The sequence below is a fragment of the Streptomyces sannanensis genome (genome assembly GCF_039536205.1).
GTDB classification, from domain to species: Bacteria; Actinomycetota; Actinomycetes; order Streptomycetales; family Streptomycetaceae; genus Streptomyces; species Streptomyces sannanensis.
In genome coordinates this window covers 2188123-2204016 of sequence record NZ_BAAAYL010000001.1, presented here as the reverse complement: position 1 = coordinate 2204016, position 15894 = coordinate 2188123, and the positions used below count along the sequence as shown (strand labels likewise).

Below are 15894 nucleotides of genomic sequence, written 5' to 3'. Positions count from 1 at the left end.
TGTGACCACCCTCGCCCATCTCGCCGCGCGCCTGGCCCAGGTCGAGCGACTGCTCGCTCGCACCTCGCGCACCGCCCAGCTTGCCTACTCGTCGATCGAAAACGGCGCGATCGAGATCCATGACGAAGACGGAGGCATCCGGGGCATCGTCGGTCAGCAGCCCGATGGCACCACAGGAGTCATTGCGGTCAACGGGCCGCCGCCACCCATGCCCACCGATCCACTAGTGGAGCCGTCGCTTGCCGGGCTGAAAATCACCTGGGACGGCGCCTTCGCCGACGCTCCGGCTGCGCCGCTGGACCTCGCTCGGGTACAGGTGCACCTGCTGCCGGATGACATCGGTATGCCCGACGTGCGCTGGCCCACCACCACCATCGAAGCTGCCTCCGGCGCCTCGGTCACGATCGCCCTTGCCTCGTACGACAACGTATGGGTCCGGCTCGTTGCGGTGAATACGTCCGGCACTCCAGGCACTCCGTCTGCCGCAGTGCCCGCAGCCGCCCGGAAGGCGAACGGCGACGACCTGACCGACGGGATCGTCACCGACACCAAGCTTGCCCAGGCGGCGGTCACCGGCCCGAAGATCAAAGCCGGTCAGGTTACGGTCGACCACCTCTATTTCGGCGCGAACGGGAACATCATTCCGGACCCCTCGTTCGAGACAGGCCTGATGGCCGAACGCATCGCAGGTGTCGACGGAGTGGCGGTCAAGTCCGGCGGCAACGGTTCATCCAACGCCCTTTGGCTGGACGGAAATCTTTCCGCAAACCAGTACCGCTACCTGCGCTACGGCATGATGCCCATCACCGCCGGCGACAGGTACTGGCTCGGCGGCGACTACAAGGTCACAAGCGACTACGTGGGCGGAGGCCTCCGCCTCCAGATGCGCTGGTACGACGCAGCGAAGCAGCCGCTCGGCGGCGACGGCATCGTTTCGGTGGACCAGCCCACCCCCGATAACACCTGGCGCCGAATGTCCGGCCAAGTGCTCGCCCCGAACGGTGCCGCCTACGCCGCGCTTGAACTTCGCGCCAGGGCTGGCGCCGCGGCGGCCACCGGCGCGGCCTGGTGGGACAACATCGAGTGCCGCCCAGTGCTGTCCTCCTCGACCGCCGGAGGGAGCGCCGAGATATCACCCGCGGGTCTGCGCCTGCTCGACGCAGACGGTGAGGAAGCTGTCGCCCTGGTCACCGGCCGCCCCCAATACCTGACCCTGTCCACGGATGGCGTGCCCGTTGCCACCATCGACGACCGCGGCGCCGCAGGTTTCGCGGACCTCTCGGTTGCCGGCCGCCTGACGGTTGGCGGCGACCCCATCGAGACGCTTCTCGCCGACTCCAGCCGCGGCATCGTCGCATGGAGGCTGCTGTCCACTTCCGTGACGACCACGAACACAGAGATGGGCCTGCTTGAGCTGGCCTTTACCGCCGACCCCGCCCGCCTGTACCGCGTGGTCCTGGACTGCTACGCCTCCGCCTCCGCCGTCGGTGGCGACGCCGTCCTCTATCTGCGCGACGGGGGCGCAGCGGCGCCAACCCTGTCCTCACCACAGGTACAGTCGGCCATTTACCCGATGTCCAATCTGCTTACCCGTGTCCGCATGGAAGACGTGCGAGGCGGATCGCTCTGGGGCGCAGGAACGCACCGGGTTCTCTGTTCCTTCAGGAATCAAAACGGGCCGTCTGGTCAGACTCTGAAGATGCTCGGCGCAAGCGCGTATCGAGGAATGTTCTATGTCGAGGACATTGGTCCGTCTCTCCCCGAGACCGGCGTGTTCAACAACGGCGGCGCGAGTTCCATACCTCCACCGCAGAAATACCAGAAGACATATAGCGCGGCATGGTCCGGTTCGTACTCGAAACGTAGCTCGTACAACAACAACTGGGGCAACAAGTGCTACCAGGGCTACTACAGCTCTGGGAACGGAATCCAGGCATCACTGATTGGGTTTCCGTCGTCGCTGGCCACCGACCTGTCAGGGGCCACGATCATCAAGGCGGAGGTGTTTCTGTACTTCGATCACTGGTTCTACAACAGTGGCGGAAAGGCCGTCATTAAGGCCCACAAGCACACGTCCCGCCCGTCGTCGTTCTCCTGTGATGCGGAGTCTCAGACGGTGGACTGGGGGAAGAACGTTGGGAAGTGGGTCGACATCACTGCCATATTCGACTCCACGTCCTGGCGGGGTATCGCTCTCGACCCGAACAGCTCCTCCAGCACCTACTACGGCCGTGCTCGCGGCTACGGAGAAACGTACGCGCCGAAACTCCGCGTGACCTACACCAAGTAGAAGGAGCCCTGATGCCCGCCCTTTCCCTCATGCACAGCCTCGCCGCACACAAAGGATTCCAGACCCGAGTGCACATGGGATGCGCAAACGTCGCCCGCGAAGTCTTCGCGGAGGATCCCGCTACCGATGGACACTGGCTGAGAGAGTCTCTGGCCCTCGTTGTCTACAACCCGGACCTCGCGTCTGCCGGATACGCGCCGGCCGTCGCGGCCGACCCGGCCGTGGCCGCAGCTGCCGAGGCTGCCTACGACCCGGCCAACCCGGACGCTGCACCGAATGCGGTCACCGACGAGCTGGTCCTCGCCGCTGTTCGCCGCTTGTGGAACTGGGCCTGCGGACACCGCCCGCAGCAGCAGCCTGCGCAAGGACTGTCCGTAGACTGATCGGTGGCGTGGGGCTGCTGTGTGGAGGAGCGACGTGACCGCGCCGACCCAGGACCCCACCCCGTGGGAACTGCTGCGAGCAATGCAGCAGATGCGCGACGATCTCCGCGCCGACTTCGCGGCCTTCACGGCACGCCTTGCCGAAATGGTCACCAAGATTGAGTACGACGCGGATCGGCGCACCGACGATATCCGGCTCAAGGCGATCGAGGACGACCTTGCCGAGGTGAAGCGGGCACGGGAGTCCGAGGCCCAAGACGCGCGTGCTGTCCGTCGGTTGGCGCTCACAGCCCTGATCTCGCCGATCGTTGTGGGGGTCCTTGTGGCCGCGATCGTTGCCAAGCTCGGACTGTAGGCTCAGTCTCACCATCACCAGGCGCGGGGGAGAAGCTGGAAGCGCCCGATGGCAACACCTCTGACAGCGACTCGCGCCCTGTCCGCCCTACGGGCCGCAGGCATGGATGTGGTCGAGGTCAACTCGTGGGAAACGCATAACCGGAACCACATGGGTCCGTGGGGCCCCGTGTACGGCGTGATCATCCACCACACCGGCCCGTACTCGTCCCAGGCCCAGATGGTCGGCATGTGCTACAACGGCCGTTCGGATCTTCCGGGCCCGCTGTGCCACAGCGTGATCGACAAGCAAGGTACCTGCCACCTGGTGGGCTGGGGCCGTGCCAACCACGCTGGCCGCGGAGACGCGGGCGTACTCGCGGCGGTGAAGGCCGAGACCATCCTCCCCGCCGACCGGTCCGCAACCGCTGACGGCAACCCGCACTTCTACGGTGCCGAGCTCATCAACCGGGGCGACGGTGTAGACCCGTGGCCGGAGGAGCAACTGGACGCCGCGGCACGCTGGGCGGCCGCGCTGTGCCGCGAGCACGGCTGGAGTGAGCGGTCCGTGATCGGCCACCTGGAGTGGCAGCCCGGCAAGATCGACCCCAGGGGCTTCTCCATGGACGACTTCCGGGCCCGTGTCGCCAAGCTCATCAAGGAGGATGAGACGGGCGGAGCCAAGCCGCCCGCGAGCGGCACCTCGCCGGCGAAGCCCTCGACGCCCAAGCCGATACCGCCGCCCTACCCCGGCGCCCAGGCGTTCGGGCCGGGCAAGTCCAACGAGTCGATCCTGCTGCTCGGCAAGCATCTGGTGAGGAAGGGCTTCGGCAGGCACTACCGGGTGGGCCCGTCCCGAACCTGGGGTGAGGCGGACCGGCTGAACGTAGCCGACTTCCAGCGCGCCCAGGGCTGGACCGGTTTGGACGCGGACGGCTACCCGGGCCCGGAGACGTGGCGGCGGCTGTGGAGCTGATCCCGGCCCGTGTCCTCGAGGTAGTGGACGGCGACACCTTGGACGTGGAGCTCCGTCTGGGCTTCGGCTTGCTGCTGCACCAGCGGGTGCGGCTCCTCGGCCTGAACTGCCCGGAGCGCGGCACCGAGGCCGGAGGGACAGCGGAGGCCTTCACTCGCGACTGGGTGGAGCGCGCCGAGGGCGCGGTGTCCGTGGAGACCGACGAGCGGCGCGAGAAGTACGGGCGCCTCCTGGCGCGGGTCTACAGCGGCTCCATGACCTGCCTGAACGACGACCTGCTTACCCAGGGCCATGCGGCCCCCTACGACGGCGCGGGGCCACGAGAAGGAGCAAGGAAGTGAATCTGTACGTGTCGCTGATCCGTACCGGGGTGCCGGCGCTGGTCGGCTGGCTGATCGCGGTCGGAGCAGCCTGGGGCCTGCACCTGGACGAGGGTGCGCTGACCGGGGTCCTGACCCCGGTGGTTTCGGTCGTCTACTACGCGCTGTTCCGGCTTGCGGAGGAGCACGCCAGCCCGCGGTTCGGGTGGCTGCTCGGCTACGCCAAGCCCCCGGCGTACGACGCGAAGTAGACGGAAAGACGGCGAGGCCCCCACCGCTGGTGGGGGCCTCGACCTCTTGGAGGCCTCCAGCGTAGCGCGACTGGCCCTGCCATGCCCACCACGGCGGCTATATTTTATTCACTCGTGCGTTGTCGAACAGTAAAGGGGTGCGGGATGTCAGATGAGGTGATCCCCTACCTGGCGGGGACGCAGGAGTTCGCGGCCGTGTGCGGGGTGGCTCCGCAGCAGGTGTCGCTGTGGGTCAAGCGCGGTCACATCGACTACAGCAACGCCGTGATCATCTCGGGGAAGGCGTACTGGCCGCTCGCCGAGGCTCGTCGGCACGCCGGCGCACCCGATGAGGCGGCGCTGAAGGCGGTGATCGCGGAACAGGAGCACGGGCGTTGGGCGGACGACGTCTCCGAGGTGCCGCCGCTGGTCGGGCTTCAGGAGATCGCCGAGCTGCTGCACGTGACGCGCATCCAGGCCGGCGCGATGTACCGCAGCAAGGGGCAGCTCGGCGAGGCGGACCGGCGTGTGTCCGGTGCGCCGCTGTGGCTGCTGGACCGTTTCGTCGCAGACGTGGTGCCGGCGCTCCGAGAGAAGTCGCGCACCAAGGATTGGGTTGTGGACGCCGAGGTCGAGGCGGCCATCCGGGAGCGGCGGTACGAGGGCCCGGGCTCATGCATTCTTCCGCGCGGACGGGCCGCTAAGTAGGACCAACCTCCGGTCTCCACAGTGGATTTCCCCACCCCCCTGCTATAAGATATAACCATCCAAACAGGGGATCCTGAAGGGGGATTCATGCGCATCGCCAAACAGGCCGACGGCCGCCCGCTCGCCGCCGTCACCGGCTGGGACCTGAAGATCTTCACCGACGCACTCCGCGTCTACGTCGAGACCGGTGGCGCACCCCGGCGTGCCACCGTGCTCCTCGCCGCGCTCGACGGTATCGCCTCTGTCAACCGCGTCGAGCCCTGCATCTGCGGCAGCAGTGACCATCACTTCGCCGACTGCGCGAAGCGCACCTCCCGGCGCCATCTGCGCCTTCTCTGAATCCACCCCTTCCTCGCGAATCCCGGAAGGATCTTGCGATCGAAAGGTAGGTCAGAACAGTATGGGGAACAACTACACACCTTGGGGGAGTCGTGACCCACCTTGCGCAGCCGCTGCCCGGCCTCGACGACATTGCGCCGCTCGTCGCCCCGGCCAACGTCCCCGGCCAGTCCATCCAGGCCCAGTTCGAGGCGTTCCACCACCTCAACCCCTGGGTGCTCCGCCACCTGGAAAGCCTGACCCGCGACGCCATCGCCAAGGGCTTCACCCGCATCGGCATCGGGATGCTCTTCGAGCTCCTGCGCTACCGCTACGGCGAGGCCACCCGCGGCGACGAGTTCCGGCTCAACAACAACTACCGCTCCCGCTATGTGCGGTTGATCGTCGACCGCCACCCCGAGTGGAGCGGCCTGTTCGAACTGCGCGCCCTGCGCGCAGCCTGACCCGTCATGAACGCCTCTTGGAGAGAGCTTTGAGCAAGCAGACCCCGGCCCGCCCGGCCGGCCCCAAGCTCAAGACCCGCAAGCCCACGGGCATCGTGCCCTGGCCGCTCGTCCTGATCGAAGGCGAGGAGGGAAGCGGCAAGACCTACGGTGCGGCGCTGTTCAGCGCGTCCGAGCGGATCGGCCAGATGTACTGGATCGACCTCGACGAAGGCAGCGCCGACGAGTACGCCGCCATCCCCGGCGCCGACTACCTGATCATCGACCACGACGGCACCTACCGCGACATCCTCGAGCAGATCGAAGCCGTCCACGCCGAGGCCCGCCGAGCTGCCGCCGCCAAGGAGCCCCCGGTCGTCCTCACCATCGACTCCGCCTCCGCGCTGTGGCGGATGCTGACGAACTGGACGCACGAGCGCGCCCGCCGTTCGAAGCGCGGAGCCGAGTTGTTGCAGCGTGACCCGGACGCCGAGATCGACGTCCCCATGAACTTGTGGAACGACGCCAACGAACGCTGGCAGCGCGTCATGTACCTGCTGCGCACCTTCTCCGGCATCGTCGTCCTCCTCGCCCGCGGCAAGGAGATCACCGCCATCGGCGACGACGGCAAGCCGGTGAAGGACCACCGCGGGCGCGTGCTGCGTGACTGGCGCGTCAGCGCACAGAAGGACCTCGGCTACGACGCAACGGTGTGGGTCCGCCTCAAGCGCGACGAGCACCCCCAGGTCATCAAGGCCCGCTCGCTCAAGCTGCAGGTGCGCCCCGGACAGCCGCTCACCGTCCCCGACTTCACCATCGAGGGCCTGGTCTTCGACGGGCTCGGCTGCTCGGTCGAATCGCAGCCCCGCGTCATGCCCGCACTCGCAGGCGACCGCGTACAGCCGTGGCTGGACCGCGTGGCCGAGGCCAAGGACAAGGGCGCCCTGACCGCGCTGTGGCATGCCACCCGGCCGGAGGACTCGGGCCTGACGCGCGAAGAGGCCGCCACCGTGCAGGCCGCCATCACCCAGCGCGTCACCGACATCGAGCACCCGCGCAAGGGCCCCGACGACGCACTCGCCGACGACCCGGCCGCCAAGCTGCGCGCCGCCGCCGCGGCCAAGGCCGAGAAGGACGCGGCATGACCGCCCCCTACAGCAGCTGACCACCCATGCACCGCCGCTGCGGGGCCGCTTGAGGGCGGCCCCGCAGCCCCGGTGCCCCCTCGGGTGCCGGGGATCTGGAAGACCTCTTGGAGACCTTGATGACCGCACAGCCTGTGGAGAGCACGCCGTCCCTGTGGCCGGCCGCCCACGCCATCGACGCGAGACGCCCCCGATCCCTTCAGCGCCAGCTCGGCGCCTCGGACACGGTGTGTGAGCGCCGCGCCGCGTACATCCTGGCGGGGACCGAGCCGACCGACACGAGCGACAAGCGCGCAGCGATCCTCGGTACGTACGCGCACGAGGGCCTGCTCGCCGCCGCCAAGGAGGAACACGGCTGGCTGATCGAGACCAGCGTCGTCGGCGCGGACGTGCGCGGCCACATCGACGCGGTGCACATCGACGAGGTCACCGCGGCCCGGCTGCCCAAGCGCCTGCGCCCGAAGTCCCCCGCGTCTGTGGTGACGGTGGAGGACGTGAAGACCAAGTCCACCTACGTGTGGGACCGGGTGCTGCGCTACGGCGCCTCGGAGGCCGAGCTGCGGCAGGTGTACCTGTACGCGGACCTGCTGCGCACCGTCGGCTGGGAGGACAAGCCCGGACAGCGGTACCTCGCCCGTCTCGGGCCGATCGACGTGCAGGCGATCCGGTTCCGCTTCGTCAACCGCGACAACGGCGAAGAACACATCCAGGAGTTCCCCTTCGACCCCATGGAGGCAACGCGGGCCCGCTGGTGGGTGCAGCGGGTGGTCGAGTGCGCCGACCCGGAGGAGGCACGCCGCTCGTTCGACGGGCCGGGCCTGGACGCCATCTGTGACCACTGCGTCTTCCGCACGGCCTGCTGGGGTGAGCCCCGGGTGCCGGGCGCGCCCGTGCAAACGGTCCTCGTCCACGACGATGCCGACCGGGAGGCGGCGCTCGCCGACTACGTGCGCGGTCACGAGCTGGAGACCGAGGGCAAGCGCCTGAAGAAGAAGGCCCGCACGATGCTGGACGACTCCAAGCCCGGCGTGTACGGGGCGAACGAGCTGAAGTGGACCGGCGGCAACCCGGTCGACGAGGTGGACCAGCAGGCGATGATCGACCGCTTCGACGCGCTCGGGGTGGACGTGCCCGAGCTGGCTGGCCCCGACTTCAAGCGCATGGAGGCGCTGCTCAAGGAGGCCGGGCTCGGCGTCCCGATGAGGGCGACCACTAAGAAGACGGCGCGCGCCATCAAGGTCAAGCCCGCGAAGCAGCCCTGACCGCCTGCTCCTTCACCACCGTGAGCCGCCGCGCCCTGGTCCGGGGGCGCGGCGGCGCATAGCCGCCCCGCCCCACCCTTGCACCGCACGAGAGGTCCCTGTGTCCATCCGCCTGATGATCGCCGCCGCCTACCTGCCGCCCGAGGTCGTCAACCCCACCGAGAAGTTGGCGCTGATGAAGCTCGCCGACTCCGCCGACGAAGACACGCGGCTGTCCACACCGACCCAACGTCGCCTCGTCGCATGGGTCGGCGTCGGCGAGAAACGCGTCTCCACGGTCCTGACGCACCTGGTCGCCAAGGGGCTCATCGAGCGCGTCAACGCGGCGCGCGACGGCCGCGCTGCCACCTACCGGATCTTCCCGGACGGGGTGCCCATCACTCCGGAGCGCGAGCAGCTCGACGAGCGGCTGCAGGAGCTCCGGCGAAGGCCCACGAATCCGAAGCTGGCCCGCAAGCCGGACAAGCCTCGGCGCAAGCCTGCCGCGCCGGCCCGTACGTACGTGGACATACAGAAGCGGCAGCTTGAGGAAGCCGCGCGGAACCCGGACCACGGGGCTGGGGAGAGCCAGGCTCCGGCGAGTGAGGCCGCGACCAGCGCGGATGAGCGAGGGTTTCGCGAGGGGAACCCTGAAGAGAGCGACTCAACCGAGGAGGCGAGGGTTTCGCCGGGGGAACCTTCAGGGTTTCCCGGGGGCAACCCCCAGGGTTTCGCCGGGGAAACCCCTTCCTTTCCTTCGTTCCGTTCCTCTCCTCCTTCCTCAAGCCCCCCTACCCCCACGGCTGACGCCGCGGGGGAGCCCGCTCCCGCAGAGACCAACCAGCAGGCGCCGGCCAGCGGTTGCCCGAAGCACCGCACCCGTCCCGGGGCGAACTGTCGGTCCTGCGGCACGACGCCGCGGGCAGCCAGGGAGCGGCAGCGGCGTGCCAACGAGGCGGCAGCACGCGAGACGAACGGCCAGTGGTGGGAGAACTGGCACGAGGAGTCGGAGATGCGCAAGCTGCGGGCCGAGGTGAGGGCGGACGAGCTTGATGTGGCCAAGTGGGCGGCGCGGGAGGCGCTGCGCCGGGGCCGGGAGCAGAGCCCTGAGGAAGGCTGCAGGCGCAGCCAGGGCGAGTGAGCAGGTCACGACTGTGTGACGTCGTGTTGATCTTCCCCACAGATGGCCATAAGATATAACTAAGAGGTTGAGGGGTTGGCTGGTAAGCCCATGCATGGGTGACCCGTCGATGCTCGCTCGCCGCAAGGTGATCACCTCTGGAAAAGATAGGCCAGAACTCTGTACTGTTCAGAAACCTTCTTGGAGGATGTTGTGCCTGTTGCCACCGCGCCCATGCCCGACCACGGACGGGTCAACGACCCGCTCTGGCAGCTGCTGTGGACCCGCTACTCCCGCGTCATCACCCCGCTGCGCCGGTTCGGCCTCCCCACCGACATCGAGACCTGCGGCGGCGAGTTCGTCATCTACGCCGACCTGCCCGACGGCACGCACCTGACCCTCGCGTCCGAGCACAGCCTCGCCATGGACCCCGACGCCAACAACGGCTGGGTGCTCTCCCGCGATCACCGGGACAACCCCACCGTCCACGAGGTCCTGTACGACTCCAGCGACGCCGGCCCCGACCACACCAACGGCCTCGACCGCGGCCCGCTCCTCGGTGCAGTCCTCGAGCTCCTCGACCGCCTGGGGGTGGCCTGGTGCTGACCGCCCTGCTCATCGTCATCGCCTTCGGCCTGGCCGTGCTCGCCGCGTTCGTCGTCGGCGTCGCCGTCGACCGCCGACGGGACCCCGTCCGCCGCTGCACCACCTGCGGCCGCCATCACGCGCGGCACCGCGCCAACTGAACTGCCTTTGCAACCTCTTGGAGACCGCAATGACCACGACTCCCGACCTGCACCACGTGATCCTGACTGCGATCACTGAGTACACCCGCGAAGCCACCTCAGACCTGTCCCAGCACGCAACCCGCGACCACCTGGCCGACCTGGTGACAGAGCGCCTGGCCGAGCACGGCCTGGCGCCCGAGCTGGAGAGCGAGCCCACGGTCATGCGCGCAGGCGGCGTCTACGAGCTCCAGACGGTCTTCGGCGGCACGGAGCACGTCCACACCTTCCGCGCCGAATACACCACCCGGCACCCCGAAGACGGACATCTGGTGGCCTTCGGCTGGACCCGAAACGACAAGCCGGGAGCCCAGTGGGGCGCCCACTACGTCGACGAGTTCGAGATGCCGGAGTGGACCGAACGGCGAACCGGCTACGAGACGGACCCCGGCGAGTTCACCATCTACCGCGTCAAGCGCGGCACGATCACCCTCGGCCGCTACACCACCCGCAGCGAAGCCCAAGCCCACGGCTGGGACGACTTCCTCAACAGCACGGGACTCGACGGCGGCCAGCCCCTGTGGAGGCCCAACCGCGGCAACGACGCCATCGAGCACCTGTGGTTCACCTCCGACAACGGCAACTGCTTCACCCCGTACACCGTCACCGCGCTGACCGTCGCCCACCGATACGACCCGGAGGCCGACCAGTGACCTCCTGGATCAACCAGGCACCGTGCGGCGGCCGCGAGGAATTCGTCCACGCGCCCAGCACCCGCAACACCAGCCACCAGGCCCGCGTGCTCGCCTCCGGCGACGAGCTCCTGACGTGCACCTTCTGCCCCTTCCGGGCCGCCTGCATCCAGCTGGTCAAGCCCGCCCAGTCCTCGTTCGACGGTGTTGCCGGAGGACGGCTGTGGATCAGCGGCCGCGTCTACGCCGAGGCGCCCGGTGTCGACCCGGACGAGCTGGAGGAGTCCAAGCTGCGCGCCGTGTGCGGCACCGACACCGGATGGCGCCAGCACCGGAGTTACGGGGAAGAGCCCTGCCCCAGCTGCCGCTCGGCGATGGGCCTGTTCAACGAGGCCCGGAAGTTCACCACTGCGGCGCAGGCCGCCTAGCAACACCCCGATCCGGCCCGCCGCCCAGGCGGCGGGCCGGACTTGACCTCTTGGAGACCCACCATGCTCACCGTCACCGACTTCTTCTGCGGCGCCGGCGGCTCCTCTCAGGGCATGCACTGCGTGCCCGGTGTCGAAGTGAAGATCGCTGCGAACCACTGGGACCTCGCGATCTCCTCCCACGCGGAGAACTTCCCGGCCGTGCAGCACGACTGCGCCGACATCAGCCAGATCGACTTCCGCCGCTACCCGCGCACCGACCTGCTGTGGGCGTCGCCCGAGTGCACCAACCACTCCATAGCCCGCGGCATACGCACCGACGCCGACCGCCAGCCCGACCTGTTCGGCGAGATCCTGCCCGACGCCGCCGCCGTACGCTCCCGCGCCACCATGTGGGACGTCCCCCGCTACCTCGAAGCGATGATCCTGCGCGGCAAGCCGGTCCTCGGCGGCGTCACCGAGAACGTCGTCGACGTCCGCAACTGGATCCTGTTCGACGCATGGGCACAGGCGATACGGGCCCTCGGCTACGAAATGCGCATCGTCTACCTCAACTCCATGCACCTGCGCCCGCGTTTCGGCACCGCCAAGGCCCCGCAATCCCGCGACCGCGCGTACATCGTCTACTGGCTGGCCAGCATCGGCCGCGAACCGAACTGGGAGAAGTGGCTCAGCCCCGAGGCGCACTGCCCGGACCACGGGGTCATCGCAGCCCAGCAGGCATTCAAGGGCGCCGAGTGGGGCCGCTACCGCGCCCAGTACCTCTACGTGTGCCCCGTCACCGGCTGCGGCAAGACCGTCGAACCGGCCGTACTTCCGGCAGCCGCCGCCATCGACTGGAACGTCCTCGGCACCCGCGTCGGCGACCGCTCCCGTCCGCTCGCGGAGAAGACCCTCCAGCGCATTCAGGCAGGGCTGGACCGCTACGCCGGCCGCCCCATGGCCGTGCCCATGGAAGGCCGCGAAGGCAAGAAGCCGTGGGCGCTGGACGAAGCACCGATGCGCACCATCACCACACGCAACGAGACCGGCATCGCCTACGCCCCCGAGTTCCTGCCGTTTATCGCCGAGATGAGAGGCGGCGGCTCCGAGAAGAAGGCGCGCGGGGTCGACGAGCCGCTTGCCACCTTCACCGCCTCCGGCACCCACCACGCCCTCGTCACCCCGCCCATGCTCGTCCCGGTCGGTGGCACCTGGAACGACACGGCACAGCCGGTCAGCGAACCGATGCGGACCCGCACCACCCGCGAGACCGACGCCCTCCTCGTCCCCTACTACGGCAAGGGCCAGGCCAAGCCCGTCACCGACCCCATGGGCACCGTCACCACCGTCGACCGACACGCCCTGGTCACCACCGAGCCCACGCCCGCCATCGACATCAACGACTGCTTGCTGCGGATGCTCAACCCCGACGAGATCGGCCGCGGCATGGCCTTCGCCGACGACTACACCGTCCTCGGCAACCGGCGCGAACAAGTCCGCCAGTACGGCAATGCCGTCACCCCGCCCGCTGCCGAAGTCCTCGTCTCCGCCCTCGCCGAGGCCATTTACGGCGAAGACCTGCTGAACCTGACCGCCTGACCACCCCTCGGGTCCACCCCTCGGCGGGCGGACCCACCCTCTTGGAGACCCCGATGCGTTTCCCGATTACTCGCCTCAGGTGGCGGCCCTTCGCCCTGACGCTCCAGGACGAGCCGCACCCCGACTGCGCGTCGTGCAGCGGGACAGGCGATGCCTCGGAAACCTACGCCGGACCCCCAGAACGGCACCCGGGCATCATCGACTGCCCCTGCTTTACCCCTGGCCGGATCATCCCGCTACGCCTCCGCCTGAGGATCGCAACCGCAGACAGCCTGCACGGCCGCTGGGACCGGCCGGCCCTCGTGCTCACCGACACACCCCGTCCGGCCTGCACGCAGTGCCGGGGAGAGGGCGGCTGGAACGAGGACCACGGCCACCCCGAGACCGGCGAGTACGACGGCACCGAGTGGATCATCTGCCCGTGCTGGGAGCCCAACGTCACCTGGCGAGTTCTGCCCCTGCCCCACCGGTCCCGCCGTCCGAGCTGGCCCGTGAGCGACGAGCCCCCCTTCTAGACACCCCACGCCCGGCCCCATCCGGGGCCGGGCCCTGCCCCCACTCTTGGAGAACCACCAACATGCTCCAGCACGACGAGATCCAGCGAGCCGAACAGGCCGTCCACCACATCGGCCGCCGCAACCTGCCTGCCGCCGCACGCCGCATCACCAACCTCATGAACGGCCGCGACTGCCAGGGGCAGTACGAGGTAGCCGTAGCGATCACCGAAACCTCGGCATCTCTCATGCGCCTCGCTCGGCCCTGCGAACACTCCTTCTTCACGGTCCATCCCGCCCTCGCCCTGGACACCAGCCACAACGGCCGCAGCCGACTGTGGGCCGCCCGCTTCCACGCCGCCATCACCAACGACGACCACGAGACTGCCTTCGCTCTGTGGCACACCATCGCGCACGGCGACCGGAGCACCGTGAGCAAGGCCATCGGTTGCTTGGCATGGGTCAGCTCTCAGTACGTGGCCGGCACCGCTCCCACGGCCCAGCCGCACCCCTACCTGTAGCCGCCCCACCTGGGCCGCTCTGCGGGCGGCCCAGGCCCAACCCCAAGCGGAGAAACCCGTGACCGACCAGACCACGCCCGACCCGCTCGCCTATGACCCGACCGGATACCGCTGCGGCTGCGGCAAGGACGCCCACTCCAACCTCGTCCCCTGCCAGCCCGACACCTCGGCGGTCACCGAGTGCCCCGGTGTCGGCGAGTACGGCCACAGCCTGACCGGCCGGACCGTGCACTGGGGCTGCTGCCCGGCCAGCTCGTGACGCACGACGGCCGCCCCGGACATAGCGGGGGCGGCCCTCACCCGCATGGCCGCGCAGCCTCGCTCGCGCTGCGCCTGGCCCGCGCCGAAGTCCTGGCCACCCAGCTGATCACCCCGCCCGACAAGGAGCCCTCATGACCAACGAGCCCATACCTCCGGCCGCCACGGACCAAGCCGACACACCGCAGCGCACCTTCCTCGCCATCGTCCATGTGATCGCCGTGGAGACCGGCGGCAAGCTCGACTGCTGCGACACGGACACCGCCCATGCGTGGGTGACGGCTACCCACTGGTTGCCGCGCCGCGCCTACCTCACGGGCGCCGCTCCTTTCGCCGCGGTGGCCGGCTGCGAGCCCACCGGGCTCGTGGATCGCTTCTTCACGGCGCAGCTGCCCGCCGACCCGCCGGGGGACACCGACACCAACGGCGAGCGCCTGGAGTGGCCAGAGCTGGAGGAATGCCCACCCCTCCCCGACGACTGGATGGGCGGCAGCCGGTGACCGCCACCACCGAGCAGGTTCCCGCCCCGGCCGGATGGTCGGCGGCGGGCCCGCGCCCTCGAGTCCTCGGGCTTGACCTCTCCCTGACCTCCACCGGCATGTGCCTTCCCGACGGCACCACCCGCCGGATCAAGACCCGCGCGGCGGACGGCGACCGCCGCCTCCTCATCATCCGCAGCGAGATCCGTGCCGCCATCACCAACCACCGGCCGCACCTCGCGGTCATCGAGGACCTGCCCAAGCACGCGATGGCCGCCGGCATCACCGCCCACGTCCACGGCGTCGTCAAGGCCGAGCTCATCGACGCGGGCGTGCCGTACGCCCTCGTGGTGCCGGCCACGCTGAAGTCGTACGCCTGCGACCACGGCCGTGCCGACAAGGGGCAGATGGCCGCGGCCGCATACCTGGCGGCCGGCGTGGAGTTCGCCGACGACAAGGGCGGGGACCAGTGCGACGCCTGGTGGCTGCGCGTCGCGGGCCTGGAGTGGCTCGGCGCTCCGCTGGTCGTGCTGCCCTCGGCGCAGCGGGCGCGGCTGACCAAGGCGAAGTGGCCCGACCGCGAGGCCATTCTGGCCCGCCGTCAGGAGGCCACCGAGACAGGGAGATAGCTGCTGACCTGCGGGGATATGCGGTCGAGGCGTGGAGTTTCTCCGCAATAGGTGTTGATCTTCGCCACTCGATGACATAAAATATAACCACAAGGAAGGGGGAAGCCCCGACCCACGACCGGCCCCTTCGGGGAGCCTCTTGGAGACCTTCATGCTGGACGCCCTGCGCATCGACCCCGACGGCACCACAACCCGCCTCACGCTCCCCCTCCAGACTGCGGAGCAGGCGCGCGCCCTGCGCGAGCAGGTCGGCGGCTTCGTCGAGGTCGCCAAGTACGGCCGTACCGACGGTGACGGCGTCGCGATCGGGGCGAGCTTCATCGTGCACGAGACCGGCGCGCGCGACCTCCCGCCCAACCCGTACGCCACCCGCCTCGCCGCCGCCCTTGCCCGTCGCCGCCTGCCCTACCAGCTGCACGGCCCGATCGTTCTGCTCGGCCTGCCCAACACTGCAGGGGAGCTCGGAAGCCTGACCGGCAACGTCCGCGACACCGCCGAAGCCCTCTCCAGCGCCCTGCGCGAAGCAGCCTGACCGATCCCATCGGACCGGCCCGGCCGCCGGGTGACAACAACCCCGGCG

Annotated in this window: 23 protein-coding genes; all 23 read left to right on the top strand. The window is 69.1% G+C overall.

The window, feature by feature from the left end; genetic code table 11:
* Position 1: 1 nt before the first annotated feature.
* Positions 2 to 2290 (top strand): hypothetical protein, encoded by a 2289-nt coding sequence (locus tag ABD858_RS10335; protein WP_345035994.1) that lies wholly within the window; start codon positions 2 to 4, stop codon positions 2288 to 2290.
* An 11-nt stretch (positions 2291 to 2301) separates the two neighbouring features.
* Positions 2302 to 2673, top strand: a complete 372-nt coding sequence (locus ABD858_RS10330; protein ID WP_345035992.1) for a hypothetical protein — start codon at positions 2302 to 2304, stop codon at positions 2671 to 2673.
* 34 nt (positions 2674 to 2707) lie between these two features.
* Positions 2708 to 3028 carry a hypothetical protein gene (locus ABD858_RS10325; protein WP_345035991.1) on the top strand — a complete coding sequence of 107 codons (321 nt, stop codon included), beginning with the start codon at positions 2708 to 2710 and terminating at the stop codon, positions 3026 to 3028.
* Between the two features lie 48 nt (positions 3029 to 3076).
* A complete protein-coding gene (locus tag ABD858_RS10320; RefSeq protein ID WP_345035990.1) occupies positions 3077 to 3982 on the top strand; it encodes a peptidoglycan-binding protein in 906 nt (301 codons plus the stop codon).
* Positions 3961 to 4323, top strand: a complete 363-nt coding sequence (locus ABD858_RS10315) for a thermonuclease family protein (RefSeq protein ID WP_345035988.1) — start codon at positions 3961 to 3963, stop codon at positions 4321 to 4323. Before ABD858_RS10320 ends, ABD858_RS10315 begins: the two co-directional genes overlap by 22 nt.
* A complete protein-coding gene (locus ABD858_RS10310; RefSeq protein WP_345035987.1) occupies positions 4320 to 4553 on the top strand; it encodes a hypothetical protein in 234 nt (77 codons plus the stop codon). The genes ABD858_RS10315 and ABD858_RS10310 overlap by 4 nt, the downstream gene beginning before the upstream one ends.
* A gap of 144 nt (positions 4554 to 4697) precedes the next feature.
* Entirely contained in the window at positions 4698 to 5240 is a 543-nt protein-coding gene (locus ABD858_RS10305; protein ID WP_345035986.1) for a hypothetical protein, read from the top strand.
* An 87-nt stretch (positions 5241 to 5327) separates the two neighbouring features.
* On the top strand, positions 5328 to 5579 hold the full coding sequence (locus tag ABD858_RS10300) for a hypothetical protein (protein WP_345035984.1): 252 nt from the start codon (positions 5328 to 5330) through the stop codon (positions 5577 to 5579).
* A 92-nt stretch (positions 5580 to 5671) separates the two neighbouring features.
* Positions 5672 to 6022: a hypothetical protein gene (locus tag ABD858_RS10295; protein ID WP_345035983.1), complete on the top strand. Its 351-nt coding sequence runs from the start codon at positions 5672 to 5674 to the stop codon at positions 6020 to 6022.
* A 29-nt stretch (positions 6023 to 6051) separates the two neighbouring features.
* Complete coding sequence (locus ABD858_RS10290; RefSeq protein WP_345035982.1) at positions 6052 to 7146, top strand: AAA family ATPase; 1095 nt, start codon at positions 6052 to 6054, stop codon at positions 7144 to 7146.
* Positions 7147 to 7265: 119 nt separating this feature from the next.
* Positions 7266 to 8408 (top strand): hypothetical protein, encoded by a 1143-nt coding sequence (locus ABD858_RS10285; protein WP_345035981.1) that lies wholly within the window; start codon positions 7266 to 7268, stop codon positions 8406 to 8408.
* A gap of 100 nt (positions 8409 to 8508) precedes the next feature.
* Positions 8509 to 9528 (top strand): helix-turn-helix domain-containing protein, encoded by a 1020-nt coding sequence (locus tag ABD858_RS10280; RefSeq protein ID WP_345035980.1) that lies wholly within the window; start codon positions 8509 to 8511, stop codon positions 9526 to 9528.
* 192 nt (positions 9529 to 9720) lie between these two features.
* Positions 9721 to 10113 carry a hypothetical protein gene (locus tag ABD858_RS10275; RefSeq protein ID WP_345035979.1) on the top strand — a complete coding sequence of 131 codons (393 nt, stop codon included), beginning with the start codon at positions 9721 to 9723 and terminating at the stop codon, positions 10111 to 10113.
* Positions 10107 to 10253: a hypothetical protein gene (locus ABD858_RS10270; RefSeq protein ID WP_345035978.1), complete on the top strand. Its 147-nt coding sequence runs from the start codon at positions 10107 to 10109 to the stop codon at positions 10251 to 10253. The genes ABD858_RS10275 and ABD858_RS10270 overlap by 7 nt, the downstream gene beginning before the upstream one ends.
* A 29-nt stretch (positions 10254 to 10282) precedes the next feature.
* The gene (locus ABD858_RS10265; protein ID WP_345035977.1) at positions 10283 to 10945 is read left to right on the top strand and encodes a hypothetical protein; all 663 of its coding nucleotides are present in this window, start codon (positions 10283 to 10285) and stop codon (positions 10943 to 10945) included.
* On the top strand, positions 10942 to 11352 hold the full coding sequence (locus ABD858_RS10260; protein WP_345035976.1) for a hypothetical protein: 411 nt from the start codon (positions 10942 to 10944) through the stop codon (positions 11350 to 11352). The genes ABD858_RS10265 and ABD858_RS10260 overlap by 4 nt, the downstream gene beginning before the upstream one ends.
* A gap of 63 nt (positions 11353 to 11415) precedes the next feature.
* Positions 11416 to 12933 carry a DNA cytosine methyltransferase gene (locus ABD858_RS10255; protein WP_345035974.1) on the top strand — a complete coding sequence of 506 codons (1518 nt, stop codon included), beginning with the start codon at positions 11416 to 11418 and terminating at the stop codon, positions 12931 to 12933.
* Between the two features lie 53 nt (positions 12934 to 12986).
* Positions 12987 to 13448: a hypothetical protein gene (locus ABD858_RS10250; protein ID WP_345035973.1), complete on the top strand. Its 462-nt coding sequence runs from the start codon at positions 12987 to 12989 to the stop codon at positions 13446 to 13448.
* Between the two features lie 62 nt (positions 13449 to 13510).
* Positions 13511 to 13948 carry a hypothetical protein gene (locus ABD858_RS10245; protein WP_345035972.1) on the top strand — a complete coding sequence of 146 codons (438 nt, stop codon included), beginning with the start codon at positions 13511 to 13513 and terminating at the stop codon, positions 13946 to 13948.
* Between the two features lie 58 nt (positions 13949 to 14006).
* The gene (locus tag ABD858_RS10240) at positions 14007 to 14207 is read left to right on the top strand and encodes a hypothetical protein (protein WP_345035971.1); all 201 of its coding nucleotides are present in this window, start codon (positions 14007 to 14009) and stop codon (positions 14205 to 14207) included.
* Positions 14208 to 14340: 133 nt separating this feature from the next.
* Positions 14341 to 14706, top strand: coding sequence for a hypothetical protein (locus tag ABD858_RS10235; RefSeq protein ID WP_345035969.1), 366 nt, complete (start codon positions 14341 to 14343; stop codon positions 14704 to 14706).
* The gene (locus tag ABD858_RS10230; protein WP_345035968.1) at positions 14703 to 15314 is read left to right on the top strand and encodes a hypothetical protein; all 612 of its coding nucleotides are present in this window, start codon (positions 14703 to 14705) and stop codon (positions 15312 to 15314) included. The genes ABD858_RS10235 and ABD858_RS10230 overlap by 4 nt, the downstream gene beginning before the upstream one ends.
* 139 nt (positions 15315 to 15453) lie before the next feature.
* Positions 15454 to 15846, top strand: coding sequence for a hypothetical protein (locus tag ABD858_RS10225; RefSeq protein WP_345035967.1), 393 nt, complete (start codon positions 15454 to 15456; stop codon positions 15844 to 15846).
* The last annotated feature ends 48 nt before the right edge of the window (positions 15847 to 15894 follow it).